Below are 16,829 nucleotides of genomic sequence, written 5' to 3'. Positions count from 1 at the left end.
ATGCGCATCCTTCTAATAGAAGATGATCCGGTCCTGGCAATGATTGCCGCCGCCACGCTAGGTGCAGAGCATGAAGTAATCGGCCCTGCATACGACGTGTCTCACGCGCTGAAACTTGCCCGTGAACAGAGGGCAGACATCGCTTTCGTCGATATCAATCTCGGTGGTCATGACGAGGGCATCGCGCTGGCCCGCAGTCTTATGGAAGAGCATGGCGTCAGTTCGATGTTCATCAGCGGGCAAATCCTCACTGCCCGGGCCAACGCCGATGCAGCGTTGGGCTTGTTGCGCAAACCCTATGCGCCGCAAGACCTCAGCCTGTGCGCGAAAGTTGCTCAAGCGTTGCTGGATGGTCGGCCCCTCGCCACGCTCCCTGCTCATAACGCACTGGAGATATTCCAGCCTGCCCGGTCACGATTGCCAACGGTCAGCATCAATGAAATCCGAGCCTGAGGAGACGAGCCACCCGGCAGCACTCGGTGAACGGGAATTCCGGGAGCTGGCTGACCACGCACCGGTGATGATCTGGCGAGCCAGAAGCGACAAACACTGCGACTGGTTCAATAAGCCCTGGACAGACTTTACCGGCAAGAGCCAGCAGCAGCTTTGCGGCTATGGCTGGAAGGATGATATTCATCCCGAAGACCTGGGCGCTTGTGTCGATGCTTATGACAAGGCATTCGACGAGCGAGCACCTTTCAAAACACCCTACCGGGTCAGGCGTCATGACGGGCAATACCGCTGGATGCTGGACAGTGGTGCACCGTTTTACCGCGACGGAGAGTTCGCGGGTTATTTCGGCAGTTGCGTCGATATCACCGAACAACGGGAAATGGCGGAAAATCAGCAGGCGCTGCTTGCCGAGCTCAATCATCGGGTCAAGAACAACCTTCAGTTGATCATCAGCCTGTTGCAACTTTCCAGCCTGCGCGCCAAGGGTGACGAAGCAAAAAACCTGATGCAGTCGGCCATATCACGAGTGGTAGGGATTGGCGCCGTCCAGGAGCAGTTACACCGCAACAGCCAGAATCAGGTCGACCTCGCACAACTGCTGCCTGATCTGGCGCGGGGCGTTATCGACACCCAGTACAGCAGGCCTATCGCGCTCAGTCTTCAAACCCGGCCGGTTTACGTTTCCCTGCAAATAGCGTCCAACATGGGTTTGATTCTCAACGAGCTACTGGACAACGCGATCAAGCACAGCAACGGCAGTGGTATCGACCTGCAAATAGAGCCAATGGATACGCAAACAGCGCGGATCTGCATCTGTGATCAAGGCCCCGGATTCAGCGATGAGGTGTTAACTTCCTTCTCCGCGTCAGGCACGCCCTTGGCCTTGAGCCTTGTGGATGCACTGTCCAAACGCTGCGGCGCGACCGTGCAACGCAGCAACAAACAACTCGATAAGGGTCATGGCGCACAGGTTGAGCTCATGTTGAAGCTTACTCCCCTCAACTAAGCCATTCCGCTAACCCCTTGCTGCACGGGGCCTGTAGACCGGTGATTGAGTCTATCGATCACCTCATCGGAACAAGCGATTGGACTGCGGCATTTCGACTCAGTAGCTTGCTTACTAATTCGGTGAACGAGCCCAGCTTGCCCGGACCGTCCGCGAGCGACTGCGCTGTACCGTGCGCCGCCCGCCGCTGAACATGCCGCGAACCACTCTTCTGAATCACAGGACTTCGCCAATGTGCCCACGCGCATGTTGCGCAACCCGACAGGACGCCAGAACCCCAAATATTGACCGGTGACTGCCAGCAGTCGCGGGCCCCGCGCTCGCACCCTGAAAGTTGCCTTGCTTGAGCCATGATTATGTCCGTGAATACCCCGCAACAGATTGCCGAACTGACCGTCGAAGCAGGCGTGAAGAAAGCCCACCTGCCCATGCTCTCAGTCCTGATTCTGGGCTTTCTGGCCGGGGCATTCATTTCCCTCGGCTTCCTGCTGGATATCCACGTCAGCACCATGATTCCGGCGCAGTGGGCTTCATTCGGTAATTTGCTCGGGGCTGCTGTTTTCCCCATTGGCCTGATCCTGGTGATTCTTGCGGGCGGCGAGTTGCTCACCGGCAACATGATGAGCCTGCCGATGGCAATGTTCGCTGGGCGAATCAAGCTGTCGGCGGTGGCACGCAACTGGTTGCTGGTGACAGTGGCCAACTTGCTGGGAGCCCTGTTTGTCGCGTTTTTCTTTGGTCACCTGCTGGGCTTGACTGAAGGTCCGTTCCTGGCGAAGACCATCGCCATCGCTACCGGCAAAGTCAACGCAGATTTCACCCAGGCATTCATTTCCGGGATCGGCTGCAACTGGCTGGTTTGTCTGGCCGTGTGGCTGTCCTACGCCAGCAAGGATGTTGCAGGCAAGATCCTCGGCATCTGGTTTCCAGTGATGGCCTTTGTGGCCATCGGTTTCCAGCACGTCGTGGCCAATATGTTTCTGATTCCTGCGGCAATATTCGCCGACGCCCTGAGCTGGACCCAGTTCGTGGACAACTTCGTCGCGGTATTTCTAGGTAACGCGGTGGGTGGCGCAGTATTTGTGGGTCTGGCTTACTATGTGTCCTATAGCGAAACGCTGACATCGGCCGATAACCCTGTAGCGTCACCGGCGGCCAGTTCGCAAAAAATATGAAACTTGCCACGCACAGTGCTGTTATATGGCTGTTGGATAAAGTATTGAGAAGGTGGAAATGTCAGACCGTATCCTGATGGACAGCTTTGCACGCAAGGTCGATTACCTGCGGATGTCAGTGACAGACCGTTGCGACTTCCGTTGCGTGTATTGCATGGCCGAGGAAATGACGTTTCTGCCGCGCCAACAGATTCTGTCGCTTGAAGAGATTTATCAGGTCGCTGAACAGTTTGTCGCCCTTGGCACACGCAAGATTCGACTGACCGGCGGCGAGCCGCTGGTTCGATCCGGAATTGTCGGGCTTTGTCAGCAGATTGCCGCCCTGCCCGGCTTGCGTGAGCTGTGCATGACCACCAATGGCTCGCAACTCGACAAACTCGCTCAGCCGCTGTTCGACGCCGGAGTTTCCCGACTCAACATCAGTCTGGACAGCCTTGACCCGGTGCGCTTCAAGGAAATGACCCGCACGGGTGACCTGAGCAAGGTCATCGCCGGGATCGATGCAGCCAACGCTGCGGGTTTCGTGCACACCAAGCTCAACTGCGTGGTGATGCAAGGTCGCAACGATCATGAGATCAATGATCTGGTGGCCTTCGCCATCGACCGCAAGCTGGATATTTCCTTCATCGAAGAGATGCCGCTGGGCATCATCAGCGATCACAGCCGCGCCGAGTCCTTCTACTCAAGTGATCAGGTACGCGAACGGATTGCCGAGCGCTATACGCTGATCAATTCCGCTGAATCCACTCAAGGTCCTTCACGTTACTGGCGCCTGGCGGAAGCACCGGACATTCGTGTCGGCTTCATCTCCCCCCACAGCCATAACTTCTGCGCGACCTGCAACCGGGTACGGTTGACCGTTGAGGGTCGGCTGCTCCTGTGTCTGGGCAATGAACACTCTGCGGATCTCAAAGCCGTGCTGCGTGCCAATCCGGGCCAACCGGAAAAGCTTGAGAAAGCGATCATCGACGCCATGCAGTTGAAACCGTGGAGCCACAACTTCAGCGTCAACGATGAAGTGCAGGTGGTGCGGTTCATGAATATGACGGGAGGGTAGGAAAGCCTCCGAACTGGAATGCTATTCCTGCGAATACATGAAGTCCGTAGGACCGGCTTTAGCCGGGAGGACATTATTTCTGGCGAAGAATATATGGGGAATGTACCCGCCCCTCCCGGCTAAAGCCGGTCCTACGGAGAGTGTGGCTTCAGACTTCCTGCACCATCCCTTCAAACGCCTCTTCAATCGCGCTGATACTACCGGGCCGTACCAGACGACTGAGTTCAGCACCATCGCGCATGAAAATCAGTGTTGGCCAAAGCTTGACCCTGAATGAGCGGCCCAGTGGTCGCCCACTGCCGTCTTCGATTTTCAGATGACGTACGTCGGGATAGTCCGCAAGTACCTTATTGACCAGCGGCTCGACAGCCTTGCAGAAGCCGCACCAATCGGTCCCGAACTGGATCAGGGTCGCCCCCGCAAAGGCATCGACGTCGGCGCGACTCGGGGCCGCTGTAGAGTAAGGCTGAATGCTCATAGGTAAATCTCCGCACACTGCAAATGACCATCATGACGATGACCGCGTGATCAATCTGTCACGTTTGAACGGTCGTGTATGACGAAGTTCGACCGCAGATCAAACCTGCATCCCGTCCCTGGCGACAACCACCTGCTCCGGCAACTCATCCTCGTGCTCCATCAACCACGCATCCAGCGTATGGCCGATATGGGTCAGTACGGCCTTGCCCGGTTGCAGTTGCTTGATGATCTCAAGCGCAAGATTCAGATCGTTGTGATTACGCGGAGCTTGCGGTTGCGGCGGCATTGAACAATCCAGGACTAGCACATCCAGCGGTTGACGTTGCAGATAAGCGCGCGTTGCGTCAGGCAAACCTACTGTGTCGGTGAGATAAGCAACGCGTCTGCCCTCGCCTTGCAGCAGATAGCCCAGGGTGGGTTTGGAATGCAGCAGCGACAAGGCGGTAACGGTCAGGCTGCCAAGCTCACGGGTCTCGAAAGCATCGAATGGCTGGCTGAAATCAAGAATACCCGGATGTTTGTACAAATCGGACAAGCCTTCCGGATCCTTCGGCCCGTGTACCGGAATGATCAGTCCCTGCCCCCAACGCAAATGCAGCAGGCCCTGGGCGTGATCAGCATGGTAATGGGTCTGCAGGATGCCGCTCAGCGTACGGGGTGGAAAACGCTCGGCAAGATCGGTCAGCCCGCTGTCGATCAGCCAGCGTTGATCGCCACACTCGATCAAGGCGCTGCACGGTAGCCGCCGCAAGCGATGATCGGCCATGGCTGCCAGACACGCCGGGCACTGACAGCCATACACCGGAACCTGACGAGCATCTGCGGTGCCCAGCAAAGTCAGGCGCATGCGTGCTCACGGGCGATGTGTTGCAACAAACGCTCGGTGGTCTGCTCCAGCGCTCCCGAGTTGTCGAGCAGGAATACCGCTGAATCGCTGTCCAGCAACTCCACAGTGAAACGGGAATTGCGTTGCAGCCTCGCTTCGATGTCAGCCACTGATTCCCTGCCTCGGGCCAGCAATCGCTGGCGCAAGGTGTCGTCATTGACCGTCAGCAAGATCGCCAGCAAATCAGGGTAGCGCTGACGGGCCTGAGACAGATGCGCGCGGGAGCCGTTGACCAGAACGTCCAGCCCAGCCCCCAGCCACTCATCGACCTGTTTCGGAATGCCGTAATGCAAGCCGTTGGCCTGCCAGCTCAAAGCGAATTCACCCTGCGCCTGCATGGCCATAAACTGCTCGACGGTCACAGCCTGCGCGGACTCACCGACGGCCTCCGCCGAACGCGTGATGACGCGCTGTACCACCCGACAACCGCGCCGGGTCAGTTCATCGCGCGCGCTATCCAGCAGGCTGTCCTTGCCCGAACCGGACGGCCCGATGAGATAGATCAACCTGCCTGCCATCAATACACCCTCTTGCCTTGTCGCCAGACCTGCTGAATAACCGGCAGCGTACCTTGATTCCGGACATTATCCGCCCGGCTCTTATCACCACGGCTCTTATCAGCACGGACTTGAACCAGATCGGCTCGCAACCCGACCCGGATTTCCCCGCGATCATCCAGCCCGGCTGAAACGGCCGGAGCCCGACTGACCATTGCGACTGCCTGGGGCAGCGTGCAGTAATCGCCCTGCCCGGCCAGCGTGAACGCGGCCTGCAACAGGCTGGCCGGATAATAGTCGCTGGAGAGAATATCCAGTAGCCCTTCTTTTGCCAGATCGACGGCTGCCACGTTGCCGGAGTGAGATCCACCGCGAACCACGTTGGGTGCGCCCATCAAGACGCTCATGCCCAGACGCCGACAACCTTGCGCCGCTTCCATGGTAGTAGGGAATTCAGCGATGCTCATGCCGTAGCCTGCGGACTCCTCGACATGAGCCAGTGTCGCGTCGTCATGGCTGGCCACCGACAGTCCTCGCGCCAGGCAATCCTCGACGATAGCGCGACGAAAACGATCGCTGTACTCACGGGAATTGCCCACTTGCTCAACGATGAACTCGTCCATTTGCGCGGTCGTCAGTTGATATTTGCCCATGTAGTACTCGCGGTACTTGGACTCAAGCGCGAACTGGCGCTGACCCGGCGAGTGATCCATCACTGACACCAGTTGCACCAGTGGCTGCGCTACCAGATCGCGGAACACGCTCAAGGTGTCCGGGTGGCAGACTTCACAACGCAAGTGCAGGCGGTGCTCGGCACGGGTCAGGCCTGCCGCGTTAGCGTGGGCAATCGCTTCCAGCATCGCAGGCAGTTGCTGCATGCGCTTGCCCTTGGGGTTGACGTCACCGATAGACAGCGCGTCGAACACCGTGGTGATGCCCGATGCAATGATCTGCGCATCATGGCTGAGCACCGCCGACGCCGAAGGCCAGTCTACGCCGGGGCGTGGCGACAGGTGTTTTTCAAGGTTGTCGGTGTGCAGCTCGACAAGGCCAGGCAGCAGGAAATCGCCTTGCAGGTCCTGCGCCTGAGGCGCCTGGCTACGCCCGGTTTGCATCTCAACGATCACGCCATCGCGCACTACCACGGTGCCGTTGAACACCTGATCAGCGGTTACCACTTGAGCATTGGTGAGAATCTGTTCGGTCAGCATTGCTGCAACTCCTTGGCGGTCAGGTCCACCGGGGTCATGTCCAGAAAGCGGTCGGCAACCGCTTCACGGGCGGTGCGGTCATGGAAGATCCCAATCAACGCTGCACCGGCATGTTTGGCTTCACTCATCAGCTCCAGCACCACCTGGCGATTGCTGTCATCCAGCGATGCGGTGGGCTCGTCCAGCAGCAACACGGGCCAGGGCACCATGAAGCCGCGGGCAATATTGATACGCTGTTGCTCACCGCCGGAAAAAGTCCCCGGTGCGAGTTGCCACAGGCGCTGTGGAATGTTCAGGCGGGTCAGCAGCTGTTCGGCACGGGCTTTGGCGTCGGCTTTTGACCAGCCCCGTGAAAGCGCAGGCTCCATGACCACATCCAGACTGGAAACCCTCGGGATCACCCGTAGAAACTGGCTGACGTAACCCAACGTCTGGCGCCTTACCGCCAGCACTTGCCGGGGCTCTGCACCCACCAGCTCCAGCCATTCACCGTCATGCTGCACGCGGATGCTGCCGCCAGCGGGCAAATAGTTGGCGTATAGCGTACGCAGCAAAGTGCTCTTGCCTGCGCCGGAGTCGCCATGCAGCACCAGGCATTCCCCTTCGCGTACTTTGAAATTCATGCCGCGCAGCACGTTGAGCGCGACACCGTTCTGCTGGTGCAATGTGAAAGTTTTCGAGAGGTCGCGGACCTCGATCAGCGTATTCATGAGACGTCCCCCAAAAGGCGATTCACGGCTGCAGCACCGAAGACACCAGCAACTGCGAATAAGGATGTTGCGGGTCATCGAGGATCTGGTCGGTCAGACCGGTTTCCACCACCCGCGAGCGACGCATCACGATCAAACGGTCGGCCAGCAGTCTGGCGACGGCCAGGTCATGGGTGACGATCACCACCGCCAGGTCCAGCTCACGCACCAGGGCGCGCAGCAAATCCAGCAAGCGCGCCTGCACCGAGACGTCGAGGCCGCCGGTTGGCTCATCCATGAACACCAGTCGCGGACTGGAGACCAGATTGCGAGCGATCTGCAAGCGCTGCTGCATGCCGCCGGAGAACGTGCGCGGCAGATCGTCGATGCGCAGCGGATCAATCTCCACCTGAGTCAGCCAGTCAATGCCGGCTTCCCGCAGCGCCTGATAATTGCGCACGCCCTGAGCCATCAGGCGTTCGCCGATATTGGCTCCGGCGGACACGCCCATGCGCAGACCATCACGCGGGCTTTGCTCGACGAAACCCCATTCGGTGCGCAGCAAGGTGCGGCGCTGGGCTTCGCTGGCGCTGTACAGATCAAGCATCTGCCCGTCCTTGCCGCGATAATCGATGCCGCCACGGTCTGGCGGGCAGCGGCCACTGAGTAGCGAGAGCAAAGTGGATTTACCGGAACCGGATTCACCGACGATGCCCAGCACCTCCCCCGGATACAGCTCGAAATTGACGCCTTGGCAGCCTTTGTCCGGGCCATACAGTTTGGTCAGGTCACGAACCTTAAGCAGCGGCTGTGTGCTCTCGGGCAGTGACGTAATGTTGTGGCTGACTTGCCCGCTGATCATTGGCTCGCCTCCTGTTGCTGGCTGACGCGCTGAGCGCAGTAATCCGTGTCGGAACAGACGAAGCTCTGGGTTCCTGAATCATCAAGAATCAGCTCGTCGAGATAGGAATCGTGGCTGCCGCAAATGGCGCAGTTGTGTTCCCAGCGCTGGATCTCGAACGGGTGATCCTCGAAGTCCAGGCTCACCACTCGGGTAAACGGCGGCACGGCGTACAGGCGTTTTTCCCGCCCCGCCCCGAACAGCATCAACGCCGGGCTCATGTCGAGTTTTGGGTTGTCGAATTTGGGGATCGGCGACGGGTCCATTACGTAGCGTTCATCGACCATTACCGGGTAGGCGTAGCTGGTCGCGATGTGCCCGAACGTGGCGATGTCTTCGTAAAGTTTGACGTGCATGACCCCGTAGTCATTGAGGGCGTGCATGGTCCGGGTTTCGGTTTCCAGTGGCTCAATGAAGCGCAGCGGTTCGGGAATCGGCACTTGATAGACCAGAATCTGATCCGCACTCAGGGGCGTTTCCGGAATCCGGTGGCGGGTCTGGATGACGGTTGCTTCAGGCGTGCGCTCGGTAGTTTCAACACCGGCGGTGCGGGCAAAGAAGCGCCGGATCGACACGGCATTGGTGGTATCGTCCGCGCCCTGATCGATGACCTTGAGCACGTCTTCAGCGCCCAGAATCGCTGCCGTCAGTTGCATTCCACCCGTGCCCCAGCCATACGGCAGCGGCATTTCACGGCCGCCAAATGGCACCTGATAACCGGGAATGGCCACCGCCTTGAGCAACGCACGGCGGATCATGCGTTTGGTCTGCTCATCCAGATACGCGAAGTTGTAGGCCTCGTCGCGCTGGGGCTGGGGTTTTGCCTGCTGATAAGCATTCATGGCTTGGGCTCCTTCTGTGCAGGCGCACGCAGTTTACGAATCAGCCCCAGTTCGGACTGGAAGTCGACGTAGTGCGGCAATTTCAGGTGCGAAACGAAACCGGCAGCCTCGACGTTGTCGCAATGGGCCAGGACAAACTCTTCCTGCTGCGCCGGAGACTGGATTTCTTCGTTGAACTCTTCAGCGCGTAAAGAGCGATCTACCAGCGCCATGGCCATCGCCTTGCGCTCTGCGTGGCCGAACGCCAGACCGTAACCGCGAGTGAATTGCGCCGGTTCAGTGGCCGAACCGACGAACTGGTTGATCATTTCGCACTCGGTCACTTCGATGGCGCCAATGGCAATCGGGAAACCCAGCTCTTCAGGTTCGATCCAGACCTCGACTTCGCCAATCCGGATTTCCCCGGCGAACGGGTGATTGCGGCCATAACCGCGTTGGGTGGAATAACTCAGGGCCAGCAGAAAACCTTCATCGCCACGGGCCAGGGCTTGCAAGCGCTGAGCACGATTGGCCGGGTACTCCAGCGGCTCGCGGGTGATGTCGGCAACGTCTTCGCTGCTGTCGGCTTCGTTCTTCATCAAGCCTTCTTTGGCCAATAACCCCAAGACACGCGGGCAAGGTTCAAGAACGGCGTTTTCCTGCGCCTGCGGCCCCGGGTATTCGCCGTCTGCCAGCAAGGTGAAGTCCAGCAGGCGATGGGTGTAGTCGAACGTCGGGCCAAGCAATTGCCCGCCGGGCAGGTCCTTGAAGGTGGCCGACAAACGACGATTGAGCTGCATGTCCGACGTATTGATCGGCAAGCTGGCGCTGAAACGCGGCAGTGTCGTGCGGTAGGCACGCAGCAGGAAGATCGCTTCGATCATGTCCCCCGCCGCTTGCTTGATGGCCAGCGCAGCCAGTTGCTCGTCGTACAGCGAGCCTTCGGTCATCACGCGAGCCACGGCCAAAGGCAATTGCTGACGGATCTGCTCGACGCTGAGTTCGGCAATGGATATATCGCCCCGGCGTTTTTTGGCCAGCAGGCGGTGAGCATTATCGATGGCCTGTTCGCCACCCTTTACGGCGACGTACATCAGGCACGCTCCTGTGCAAGTTGTGTGACCCGGGTGCTGCGCGGCAGGCCGAGCAGATCGCTGTCGGCGACAAAGAACACGTCCAGCCCTCGGGGAAAATCGTTGTGTTGCTCGCGCTGGTTCCAGAACGTGTCGCTCAACGGCAAGGCCACTTTGTTTTCGCTTTCAATGCCCGGTCCCTGCCAGCTCATGGAGCTACCGCCGCCCAGACTGGGCAACTGGATCAACAAAGTGCAGGACTGATCCGGGTAACGGTCGTTACCCAGGTCGAAGCCGGACAGATCCTGTAGCTGGCTCTCGTCGAGCAAGGCGAATCGCGCATGGCGGCGCTCAGTGACAATCGGGCAGCCGCAGTGAAAAGCCAGATTGGCGCGAATCGCCGGGGTATCGAAAGCCGGAGCCAGCCACAGAGCGGTGTCGATATCCAGCAAGGCCAGGCACAAGGCATGGGTGGCTGAATCAAGACCGGTAAGTGCGGGCGGTCGCTGGGCCGCCTGCAAGGTGTGGATGACACCAGGGCCTGCCAGCGCTTTGAGGGCCGCGCGAAAACTGCGCTGGGCGTCGAGTACCGGGTCGGCGAATGCCGGTTGCAACAGTGCTGCATTCATCAGTCTTCTCCTCTGACAAGGGTAAAGAATTCCACTTTGCTGGCGGCGGTTTCGGCATCCTTGTCAGCGCGGCGCTTGAGCTGGGCGCGGGCCATAGGCTCGATCAGTTCGCTGAGCCAGTGTTGTTGCTGCGGGCCTTGCAGGTGGGCATCGGCCAGTGCGGCCAATTCGGCGCGGGGTTTGTCGCGCCCGGCCAGATAGCTGTAACCGGTACGGCCATCAGCCAGGCGTACGACACAACGGGTCACGCTCATTTCACCGACATTGAAGGCCGCGCCGGTGCCACCCATGCGGCCACGCACCAGCGTCATGCCGATTTCCGGGGCGCGAATCAGTTGGTATTCGGCGTCACGTAACGCCGATTCGTGACGGCTCAACTCGTCACCGACGGCGCGAGCGAGTACACCGATCCAGCGTTGACGTGCGGCAATAGCGGGGTCTGTAGCAGGGTTCATATAGGGCATCTCCATCAGACGATGAACTGATACTGAAAGCGGTCGGAACGACTGGTGGAGCGGGACAACTCCACCGGATGGCCGCTGCCGTCGCGGGAAACAGTGAGAACGGTGAGCACTGGCAGATGACGCGGCATCATCAACAGATCCGCCTCTTCACGACTGGGCAGACGCGCCCCGACCAGACTCAGGGTTCGAGTCAGCGGCAAGTCGCGGTCAGCCAGGAACTGGCGCAGCGAGCCGCGTCGGTAACTGGCCAGCAACTCGCTGCGGGTGGCGCAGAAGCGATGGCGAATCAGGCTCACCGGATGGCCGTCGAGTTTGCGCAAGGTGTGCAGCTCGATCAGCGGCGCGTATTGATCCAGCTGCAAGTGTTCAGCGTCTTCAGCGCTGGCCGGGCACTCCTGACGCTGCAGCAGCGTGGCATCAACGCCAACGCCCTGCGCTGACAACGACTGGGTATAGGCACTGTCAGCTCGCATGGGATAGATCAACGGACGCTGCAATACCTGCGTACCTTTACCCTGCCGCCGCAACACACTGCCCTCACGCACCAACTCATCGATGGCACGGCGAATGGTGTGACGGTTGACTTCAAAACGTGCAGCGAGCTGAACTTCAGGAGGCAAGTAATCCCCTGAGGTGTAACTGCCGAGCTCGGCGCGCAGAATGTTGGCGAGCTCCAGGTACAGCGGCTCGGCTTGTTGTCTAGACATGTCCATGGTTAAAAAACACCTTATTTCGTAAAACAGCGCGTAACCCTGTAGGACTGGCTTTAGCCGGTAGAGCGCCACCAGGGTCGACACACCTACTTGAAACCACCGACGCCCTCCCGGCTAAAGCCGGTCCTACGAGAGCAACATCCACAGCACAAAATCCGGTCCACCACGACATCTAAATAAACTGCTTGCGCAAACGCTGGGACACGATGTCGATGACACTGACCACCACGATGATCACCAGCAACACGGCGCAGGTCTGGGTGAACTGGAACGCGCGGATGTTTTCCCAGAGGATCACGCCAATCCCGCCCGCGCCGACCATGCCCACGACTGTTGCCGAGCGCACGTTGGACTCGAAGCGATACAGCGCGTAGGAAATCCACAACGGCATGACTTGCGGGATCACGCCGTAAATCACTTCCTGCAAGGCGCTGGCACCGGTGGCACGCACACCTTCGACTGGACCTGGATCAATCGCTTCCACGGCTTCGGCGAACAGCTTGGCCAGTACACCTGTGGTACTGATCCAAAGCGCCAGAACGCCAGCAAAGGGACCCAGGCCGACCGCCACCACAAACAACATGGCGAAGACCATTTCATTGATGGAGCGAAAGGAGTCCATGACCCGACGCAGCGGTTGGTGAATCCACCAAGGGGTGATGTTTTCAGCGCAAAGGATGCCCAGCGGGACCGAGCAGACAATCGCCAGTACCGTGCCCCACAGAGCAATCTGCACAGTGACGATCATTTCCTTGAGGTACGAGCGCCACTCGTGGAAGTCAGGCGGGAAGAAATCGGCGGCGAAAGTCGCCATGTTTCCCGAGTCGCGGTACAGCGCCAACGGGTTCATCTCGGCGCCCTGCCAGGCCCAGGCCAGCATGGCCAGAAACAGGCCCCAGCCCAGGTACTGCGGCCAACTGCGTTTGCCGGCAGCCTGGGTGTAAGCCGCATGGGTAGTCGTGCTCGTCATTGTCGGATCTCGTTAAGCAGGAGGTGGGCGTGCCCGACAAGAGCACGCCCCGGATCAATCAACCCGCACTTGCAGTGTTTTTCTTCTCAAGCTCGGTCAGGCGTTCCTGCAACTTGCTCAAGCCCGCATCGATGTCCTTGAGGCGTTTGGCTTTCTCGTCGGCATTGAGGCTGGTGCTGGCGAGGGTTTCGGTGCGCTGCTTGAACAGATCCAGCTGACGGATCGGCAGCAGTTGGTCATCGCTGGACTTGAGGAACTTGCCCAGTTGCATGCCCTTGAGGACGGCTTTCTCTTCGTCGGTGTTGCCGTAATCGGCAAAGAACTCACGAATCTTGTTTTTATTCTCGTCCGACAGCGCTTTGCTCCAGACCATTGGGTCGGCCGGAATCAATGGCGACTTCCAGATCACTTTGAGCTTGGCAGCCATATCCGGCTGGGTGACTTCCAGGCGATCCCAGCTTTCAGTGTTGAAGGTCGCAACATCCAGCTGGCCCTTGGCAACGCTGAGAGCGTTCACTTCGTGGCTGGAATTCAAGGTGCGCTTGAAGGCCGTAGCGGCGTCGACGTTGTTCTTGGCGAACACGTAGTAACCCGGTACCAGATAACCGGAGGTGGAGTTTGGATCACCGTTACCGAAGGTCAGAGTCTTGGCATTCTTGAGCATGTCTTCGACGGTGTTGATCGGGCTGTCCTTGCGGGCAATGATCACGCTCCAGTAGCCCGGCGCACCGTTGGCGGCCGAAGTCTGAGCGAAGATTTCACCGTTGGAGCGGTCCACCGCTTCCATGGCGGCCTTGTTGCCCAGCCAGGCCACGTCGACCTTGTTGAAACGCATGCCCTGGATCAAGCCTGCATAGTCCGAGGCGAAGGTGGCGTTGATTTTCAGCCCGGTCTTCTTGCCCATGTCATCCAGAAACGGCTGCCAGATGCTTTTCAGGTTCTGCGAAGACTCGGTAGACATGATGCCGAAGTTGATGACTTTCTCGTCGGCGTGGGCAGTGCCCAGCAGGCAACTGCCCAGCAACGCGGCAGACGCAACGACGCGACCGATACGGTTCAACATGGAAGCACTCCTCAGTTTGGGTTTGGCTGTTTGTTGTGTTCGGTTTTTTTAAAAGTAATGGGAGGCGGCTCAGTTGCGAGCCAGCACCAGACGAGGTGGGGCAACGATGCGTCGACCCTCTTCAGCAATCATCAGGCTGGTGTCCACGTCTGCGCCGTACAGATCATTGAGGAACTGGCTGCTGAGATTTTTCCCGTCACCGTCGAAATGAATCCGTCCGCCTTTAAGCGCCACGGCGCGAGGGCAATAGCGCACGGCGTAATCCACCTGATGCAGGGTGACGACTACGGTCTTGCCGTCAGTGCGATTGATATCGGCGAGGATTTCCATGACCTTGCGAGCGGACTCAGGGTCCAGCGAAGCGATAGGCTCGTCAGCGAGGATCACCTCGGCACGCTGGGTCAACGCCCGGGCAATGGCGACTCGCTGTTGCTGGCCCCCCGACAAGGTCGAGGCACGCTGTGCGGCCAGATCCACAAGACCGACGCGGTCCAGTGACTGCAAGGCGCGTTGTTTTTCTTCGGCATTGAACAGGCCGAGATTGCCGCGCCAGCCGGGCATGCGTCCCAGGCAACCCAGCAGCACGTTATCGAGCACGCTGAGACGGTTGACCAGATTGAACTGCTGAAAGATGTAGCCGATATCGGAACGCAGCTTGCGTACCTTGCCGTTGAGGCGGCCAGCGGCCTGCACCTCTCGGCCCAGCACCTGTACGCTCCCGCCATTGCCACGATCACAGCACGCCAGCCCGGCAAGGTGACGCAACAGCGTGGATTTGCCGGAACCCGAGGCACCGATCAGGGCGACCATTTCTCCGGGTTGTATAGACAATGCCAGATCAACCAGCGCGGGCTTGCGCGCAAAAGTCTTGTTCAGACGCTCGACATGGATGGCTGGGTTCATGGGCTTCTCTGTCTGGTTGTTGTGAGTTGCAACTGACAGTAGGCCTGGGGTGTTTCAACGGGGTGAACTGGAAGTGACGGTTGAGTAACCGTTTTGTGAAAGGTTGAGGTGTCGCAAGATGCTTCCGACGCAAGTGTCAAAAGCCGGAAACGATACCGCCCGGCTCGCGATCATCCGGACGACTAGCCTTCGGTGACCTGATATCCAGTCGGTGCACTAACCGTTTACTTTATGCGTACGAGACAGGCATAGCGTTCGGAACCTGGTTTGAACCAGCTAAAGCCAGATGCCGTATCGCAAGCGCAAAAATATCTGGGGCTTGCACAGCACAAATGGTAGCTTTGCGCCACCTACGGAGAGACTTCATGAAAGGATATTCACTGGCGCTAGCCATCACCGCCCTGCTCGCCAGCGGGATTGCTCGCAGCGAGATATTCAAATGCACTTCGCCTGAAGGCAAGGTGAGCTTTGCGTCAGTCCCTTGCAGCGAAGACAACGCTGCGACGTCCGTACAAAGACAAGGCCCACCCAACATGCTACGTCAGGGTGAGCCCGTGGATCACGCGCACAAGATCAATCTGAAGGCTACCGAGTTCCTGAAAGTCAGCGGCCGGACCAAGGTCACTGTCTATGAGACGGAGAGCTATAAGCTATATCAAAAGAACCGCCCGCCTCCCCCGACTGCAAAATCGCTGTGCGAAAGTCCGCGGTATGACAGCCAGTGTTTTGATCCTTCGGGCGGTCAGTCAGGGAAGAAAGGTAAATAAGTCCTCAGGACCGCCTGGTCGCGCTACGACGGCTTACTTCCCACCCAACCCTGAAATCAACGCCTTGTTGAACCCCACCGGATCCTCCATCTGCGGTGCATGCCCCATCCCCGGGAACTCAACCAGTTTGGCGCCGGGAATCATCTTCGCGACGTCCTTGCCCAGTACTTTGTAGTTACCCAGCTTAGCCTTGAGCTCCGGCGAAACGATGTCGCTGCCGATGGCTGTCGTGTCCGCGTCGCCAATCATCAGCAAAGTCGGAACGGTGAGTTTCGGGAATTCATAAAACACCGGCTGAGTGAAAATCATGTCGTAGATCAGCGACGAGTTCCACGCCACCACTTCCTTGCCCGGCCCCTTGCTCAGACCGGCAAGCATGTCCACCCACTTGTCGTATTCGGGCTTCCAGCGGCCGGCGTAATAGGTGTTCTGCTCGTATTTGCGAATGCCTTCGGCGGTAACTTTCAGCTCACGTGCATACCATTGATCCACCGTGCGATACGGCACACCCAGGGCTTTCCAGTCTTCCAGACCAATCGGGTTGACCATGACCAGTTGTTGAGTCTGCTGCGGATACATCAGGGCATAACGGGTGGCGAGCATGCCGCCAGTGGAATGACCAATGATGGTCGCCTTGTCGACGCCCAGTTTGGCGAGTAGCGCATGGGTGTTGGTCGCCAGTTGCTGGAAGGTGTATTGGTACTGCTCGGGTTTGCTGGAAGTACAGAAGCCAATCTGGTCTGGCGCGACCACACGATAGCCCGCGCTGCTCAAGGCCTTAATGCTGTCTTCCCAGGTTGCGCCGCAAAAATTCTTGCCATGCATCAGCACCACGGTTTTACCGTTGGCCTTGCCTTGGGCGGCGACATCCATGTAACCCATTTCGAGCTTTTTACCCTGAGATTCGAATTCGAATTTGCTCAACGGATAAGGGTATTTAAAACCCTCAAGTTGCTTGCCATAGCTGGGTGTGTCGGCCATCGCCCCGACGGGTAATGCCAGAGCCAGCATGAAACCGGCAATATTTGCAGCACGCATGTGCAATCTCTCCTGAGCAAAAATATTCAGCCC

20 protein-coding genes are annotated in these 16,829 nt (G+C 58.7%); 5 read left to right on the top strand and 15 right to left on the bottom strand.

Going from position 1 to position 16,829, the window contains the following annotated elements; all coding sequences use genetic code 11:
* From AO242_RS08065 to moaA, 4 genes are all read left to right on the top strand, one after another.
* On the top strand, window positions 1-453 hold the full coding sequence (locus AO242_RS08065) for a response regulator (protein ID WP_099268308.1): 453 nt from the start codon (window positions 1-3) through the stop codon (window positions 451-453).
* Window positions 437-1,459, top strand: a complete 1,023-nt coding sequence (locus AO242_RS08060; RefSeq protein ID WP_164706154.1) for a sensor histidine kinase — start codon at window positions 437-439, stop codon at window positions 1,457-1,459. Before AO242_RS08065 ends, AO242_RS08060 begins: the two co-directional genes overlap by 17 nt.
* Before the next feature lie 356 nt (window positions 1,460-1,815).
* The gene (locus AO242_RS08055) at window positions 1,816-2,634 is read left to right on the top strand and encodes a formate/nitrite transporter family protein (RefSeq protein ID WP_099268306.1); all 819 of its coding nucleotides are present in this window, start codon (window positions 1,816-1,818) and stop codon (window positions 2,632-2,634) included.
* A gap of 58 nt (window positions 2,635-2,692) precedes the next feature.
* On the top strand, window positions 2,693-3,691 hold the full coding sequence (moaA, locus tag AO242_RS08050) for a GTP 3',8-cyclase MoaA (protein ID WP_027901483.1): 999 nt from the start codon (window positions 2,693-2,695) through the stop codon (window positions 3,689-3,691).
* Window positions 3,692-3,839: 148 nt separating this feature from the next.
* On the opposite strand, the gene AO242_RS08045 is transcribed toward moaA, so the two are convergent.
* From AO242_RS08045 to phnC, 14 genes are all read right to left on the bottom strand, one after another.
* Entirely contained in the window at window positions 3,840-4,169 is a 330-nt protein-coding gene (locus tag AO242_RS08045) for a thioredoxin family protein (RefSeq protein ID WP_099268305.1), read from the bottom strand.
* Window positions 4,170-4,268: 99 nt separating this feature from the next.
* A complete protein-coding gene (gene phnP / locus AO242_RS08040; RefSeq protein ID WP_099268304.1) occupies window positions 4,269-5,018 on the bottom strand; it encodes a phosphonate metabolism protein PhnP in 750 nt (249 codons plus the stop codon).
* On the bottom strand, window positions 5,009-5,575 hold the full coding sequence (gene phnN / locus AO242_RS08035; protein ID WP_099268303.1) for a phosphonate metabolism protein/1,5-bisphosphokinase (PRPP-forming) PhnN: 567 nt from the start codon (window positions 5,573-5,575) through the stop codon (window positions 5,009-5,011). Before phnN ends, phnP begins: the two co-directional genes overlap by 10 nt.
* Window positions 5,575-6,765, bottom strand: a complete 1,191-nt coding sequence (locus AO242_RS08030; protein WP_099268302.1) for an alpha-D-ribose 1-methylphosphonate 5-triphosphate diphosphatase — start codon at window positions 6,763-6,765, stop codon at window positions 5,575-5,577. Before AO242_RS08030 ends, phnN begins: the two co-directional genes overlap by 1 nt.
* Window positions 6,759-7,475, bottom strand: coding sequence for a phosphonate C-P lyase system protein PhnL (gene phnL, locus AO242_RS08025; RefSeq protein ID WP_099268301.1), 717 nt, complete (start codon window positions 7,473-7,475; stop codon window positions 6,759-6,761). Before phnL ends, AO242_RS08030 begins: the two co-directional genes overlap by 7 nt.
* A 22-nt stretch (window positions 7,476-7,497) precedes the next feature.
* Window positions 7,498-8,316 (bottom strand): phosphonate C-P lyase system protein PhnK, encoded by an 819-nt coding sequence (phnK, locus tag AO242_RS08020; RefSeq protein ID WP_099268300.1) that lies wholly within the window; start codon window positions 8,314-8,316, stop codon window positions 7,498-7,500.
* A complete protein-coding gene (locus AO242_RS08015; protein ID WP_099268299.1) occupies window positions 8,313-9,197 on the bottom strand; it encodes an alpha-D-ribose 1-methylphosphonate 5-phosphate C-P-lyase PhnJ in 885 nt (294 codons plus the stop codon). The genes phnK and AO242_RS08015 overlap by 4 nt, the downstream gene beginning before the upstream one ends.
* Window positions 9,194-10,270 (bottom strand): carbon-phosphorus lyase complex subunit PhnI, encoded by a 1,077-nt coding sequence (locus tag AO242_RS08010; RefSeq protein WP_099268298.1) that lies wholly within the window; start codon window positions 10,268-10,270, stop codon window positions 9,194-9,196. The genes AO242_RS08015 and AO242_RS08010 overlap by 4 nt, the downstream gene beginning before the upstream one ends.
* Window positions 10,270-10,878 carry a phosphonate C-P lyase system protein PhnH gene (gene phnH, locus AO242_RS08005; protein WP_027901492.1) on the bottom strand — a complete coding sequence of 203 codons (609 nt, stop codon included), beginning with the start codon at window positions 10,876-10,878 and terminating at the stop codon, window positions 10,270-10,272. The genes AO242_RS08010 and phnH overlap by 1 nt, the downstream gene beginning before the upstream one ends.
* The gene (phnG, locus tag AO242_RS08000; protein ID WP_099268297.1) at window positions 10,878-11,333 is read right to left on the bottom strand and encodes a phosphonate C-P lyase system protein PhnG; all 456 of its coding nucleotides are present in this window, start codon (window positions 11,331-11,333) and stop codon (window positions 10,878-10,880) included. Before phnG ends, phnH begins: the two co-directional genes overlap by 1 nt.
* A gap of 14 nt (window positions 11,334-11,347) precedes the next feature.
* Window positions 11,348-12,055, bottom strand: a complete 708-nt coding sequence (gene phnF / locus AO242_RS07995) for a phosphonate metabolism transcriptional regulator PhnF (protein ID WP_027901494.1) — start codon at window positions 12,053-12,055, stop codon at window positions 11,348-11,350.
* 172 nt (window positions 12,056-12,227) lie between these two features.
* Window positions 12,228-13,025: a phosphonate ABC transporter, permease protein PhnE gene (gene phnE, locus AO242_RS07990; protein ID WP_099268296.1), complete on the bottom strand. Its 798-nt coding sequence runs from the start codon at window positions 13,023-13,025 to the stop codon at window positions 12,228-12,230.
* A gap of 58 nt (window positions 13,026-13,083) precedes the next feature.
* Window positions 13,084-14,088, bottom strand: coding sequence for a phosphonate ABC transporter substrate-binding protein (gene phnD / locus AO242_RS07985; protein WP_027901496.1), 1,005 nt, complete (start codon window positions 14,086-14,088; stop codon window positions 13,084-13,086).
* A gap of 69 nt (window positions 14,089-14,157) precedes the next feature.
* Complete coding sequence (gene phnC / locus AO242_RS07980) at window positions 14,158-14,991, bottom strand: phosphonate ABC transporter ATP-binding protein (RefSeq protein WP_099268295.1); 834 nt, start codon at window positions 14,989-14,991, stop codon at window positions 14,158-14,160.
* 365 nt (window positions 14,992-15,356) lie between these two features.
* On the opposite strand from phnC, the gene AO242_RS07975 reads away from it, so the two are divergent.
* Complete coding sequence (locus tag AO242_RS07975) at window positions 15,357-15,758, top strand: DUF4124 domain-containing protein (protein WP_099268294.1); 402 nt, start codon at window positions 15,357-15,359, stop codon at window positions 15,756-15,758.
* A 33-nt stretch (window positions 15,759-15,791) separates the two neighbouring features.
* On the opposite strand, the gene AO242_RS07970 is transcribed toward AO242_RS07975, so the two are convergent.
* The gene (locus AO242_RS07970) at window positions 15,792-16,796 is read right to left on the bottom strand and encodes an alpha/beta fold hydrolase (protein ID WP_099268293.1); all 1,005 of its coding nucleotides are present in this window, start codon (window positions 16,794-16,796) and stop codon (window positions 15,792-15,794) included.
* Between the last annotated feature and the right edge of the window lie 33 nt (window positions 16,797-16,829).

The sequence above is a fragment of the Pseudomonas sp. ICMP 561 genome (assembly GCF_002699985.1).
Taxonomy (GTDB): domain Bacteria; phylum Pseudomonadota; class Gammaproteobacteria; order Pseudomonadales; family Pseudomonadaceae; genus Aquipseudomonas; species Aquipseudomonas quasicaspiana.
This window is presented reverse-complemented; position numbering and strand designations above follow the sequence as displayed.

Excerpts from the sequence above, each read along its gene's own strand:
- AO242_RS08065 (WP_099268308.1), top strand. The coding sequence starts at position 1 with ATGCGCATCCTTCTAATAGAAGATGATCCGGTCCTGGCAATGATTGCC.
- AO242_RS08060 (WP_164706154.1), top strand. The coding sequence starts at position 437 with ATGAAATCCGAGCCTGAGGAGACGAGCCACCCGGCAGCACTCGGTGAA.
- AO242_RS08055 (WP_099268306.1), top strand. The coding sequence starts at position 1,816 with ATGTCCGTGAATACCCCGCAACAGATTGCCGAACTGACCGTCGAAGCA.
- moaA (WP_027901483.1), top strand. The coding sequence starts at position 2,693 with ATGTCAGACCGTATCCTGATGGACAGCTTTGCACGCAAGGTCGATTAC.
- AO242_RS08045 (WP_099268305.1), bottom strand. The coding sequence starts at position 4,169 with ATGAGCATTCAGCCTTACTCTACAGCGGCCCCGAGTCGCGCCGACGTC.
- phnP (WP_099268304.1), bottom strand. The coding sequence starts at position 5,018 with ATGCGCCTGACTTTGCTGGGCACCGCAGATGCTCGTCAGGTTCCGGTG.
- phnN (WP_099268303.1), bottom strand. The coding sequence starts at position 5,575 with ATGGCAGGCAGGTTGATCTATCTCATCGGGCCGTCCGGTTCGGGCAAG.
- AO242_RS08030 (WP_099268302.1), bottom strand. The coding sequence starts at position 6,765 with ATGCTGACCGAACAGATTCTCACCAATGCTCAAGTGGTAACCGCTGAT.
- phnL (WP_099268301.1), bottom strand. The coding sequence starts at position 7,475 with ATGAATACGCTGATCGAGGTCCGCGACCTCTCGAAAACTTTCACATTG.
- phnK (WP_099268300.1), bottom strand. The coding sequence starts at position 8,316 with ATGATCAGCGGGCAAGTCAGCCACAACATTACGTCACTGCCCGAGAGC.
- AO242_RS08015 (WP_099268299.1), bottom strand. The coding sequence starts at position 9,197 with ATGAATGCTTATCAGCAGGCAAAACCCCAGCCCCAGCGCGACGAGGCC.
- AO242_RS08010 (WP_099268298.1), bottom strand. The coding sequence starts at position 10,270 with ATGTACGTCGCCGTAAAGGGTGGCGAACAGGCCATCGATAATGCTCAC.
- phnH (WP_027901492.1), bottom strand. The coding sequence starts at position 10,878 with ATGAATGCAGCACTGTTGCAACCGGCATTCGCCGACCCGGTACTCGAC.
- phnG (WP_099268297.1), bottom strand. The coding sequence starts at position 11,333 with ATGAACCCTGCTACAGACCCCGCTATTGCCGCACGTCAACGCTGGATC.
- phnF (WP_027901494.1), bottom strand. The coding sequence starts at position 12,055 with ATGGACATGTCTAGACAACAAGCCGAGCCGCTGTACCTGGAGCTCGCC.
- phnE (WP_099268296.1), bottom strand. The coding sequence starts at position 13,025 with ATGACGAGCACGACTACCCATGCGGCTTACACCCAGGCTGCCGGCAAA.
- phnD (WP_027901496.1), bottom strand. The coding sequence starts at position 14,088 with ATGTTGAACCGTATCGGTCGCGTCGTTGCGTCTGCCGCGTTGCTGGGC.
- phnC (WP_099268295.1), bottom strand. The coding sequence starts at position 14,991 with ATGAACCCAGCCATCCATGTCGAGCGTCTGAACAAGACTTTTGCGCGC.
- AO242_RS07975 (WP_099268294.1), top strand. The coding sequence starts at position 15,357 with ATGAAAGGATATTCACTGGCGCTAGCCATCACCGCCCTGCTCGCCAGC.
- AO242_RS07970 (WP_099268293.1), bottom strand. The coding sequence starts at position 16,796 with ATGCGTGCTGCAAATATTGCCGGTTTCATGCTGGCTCTGGCATTACCC.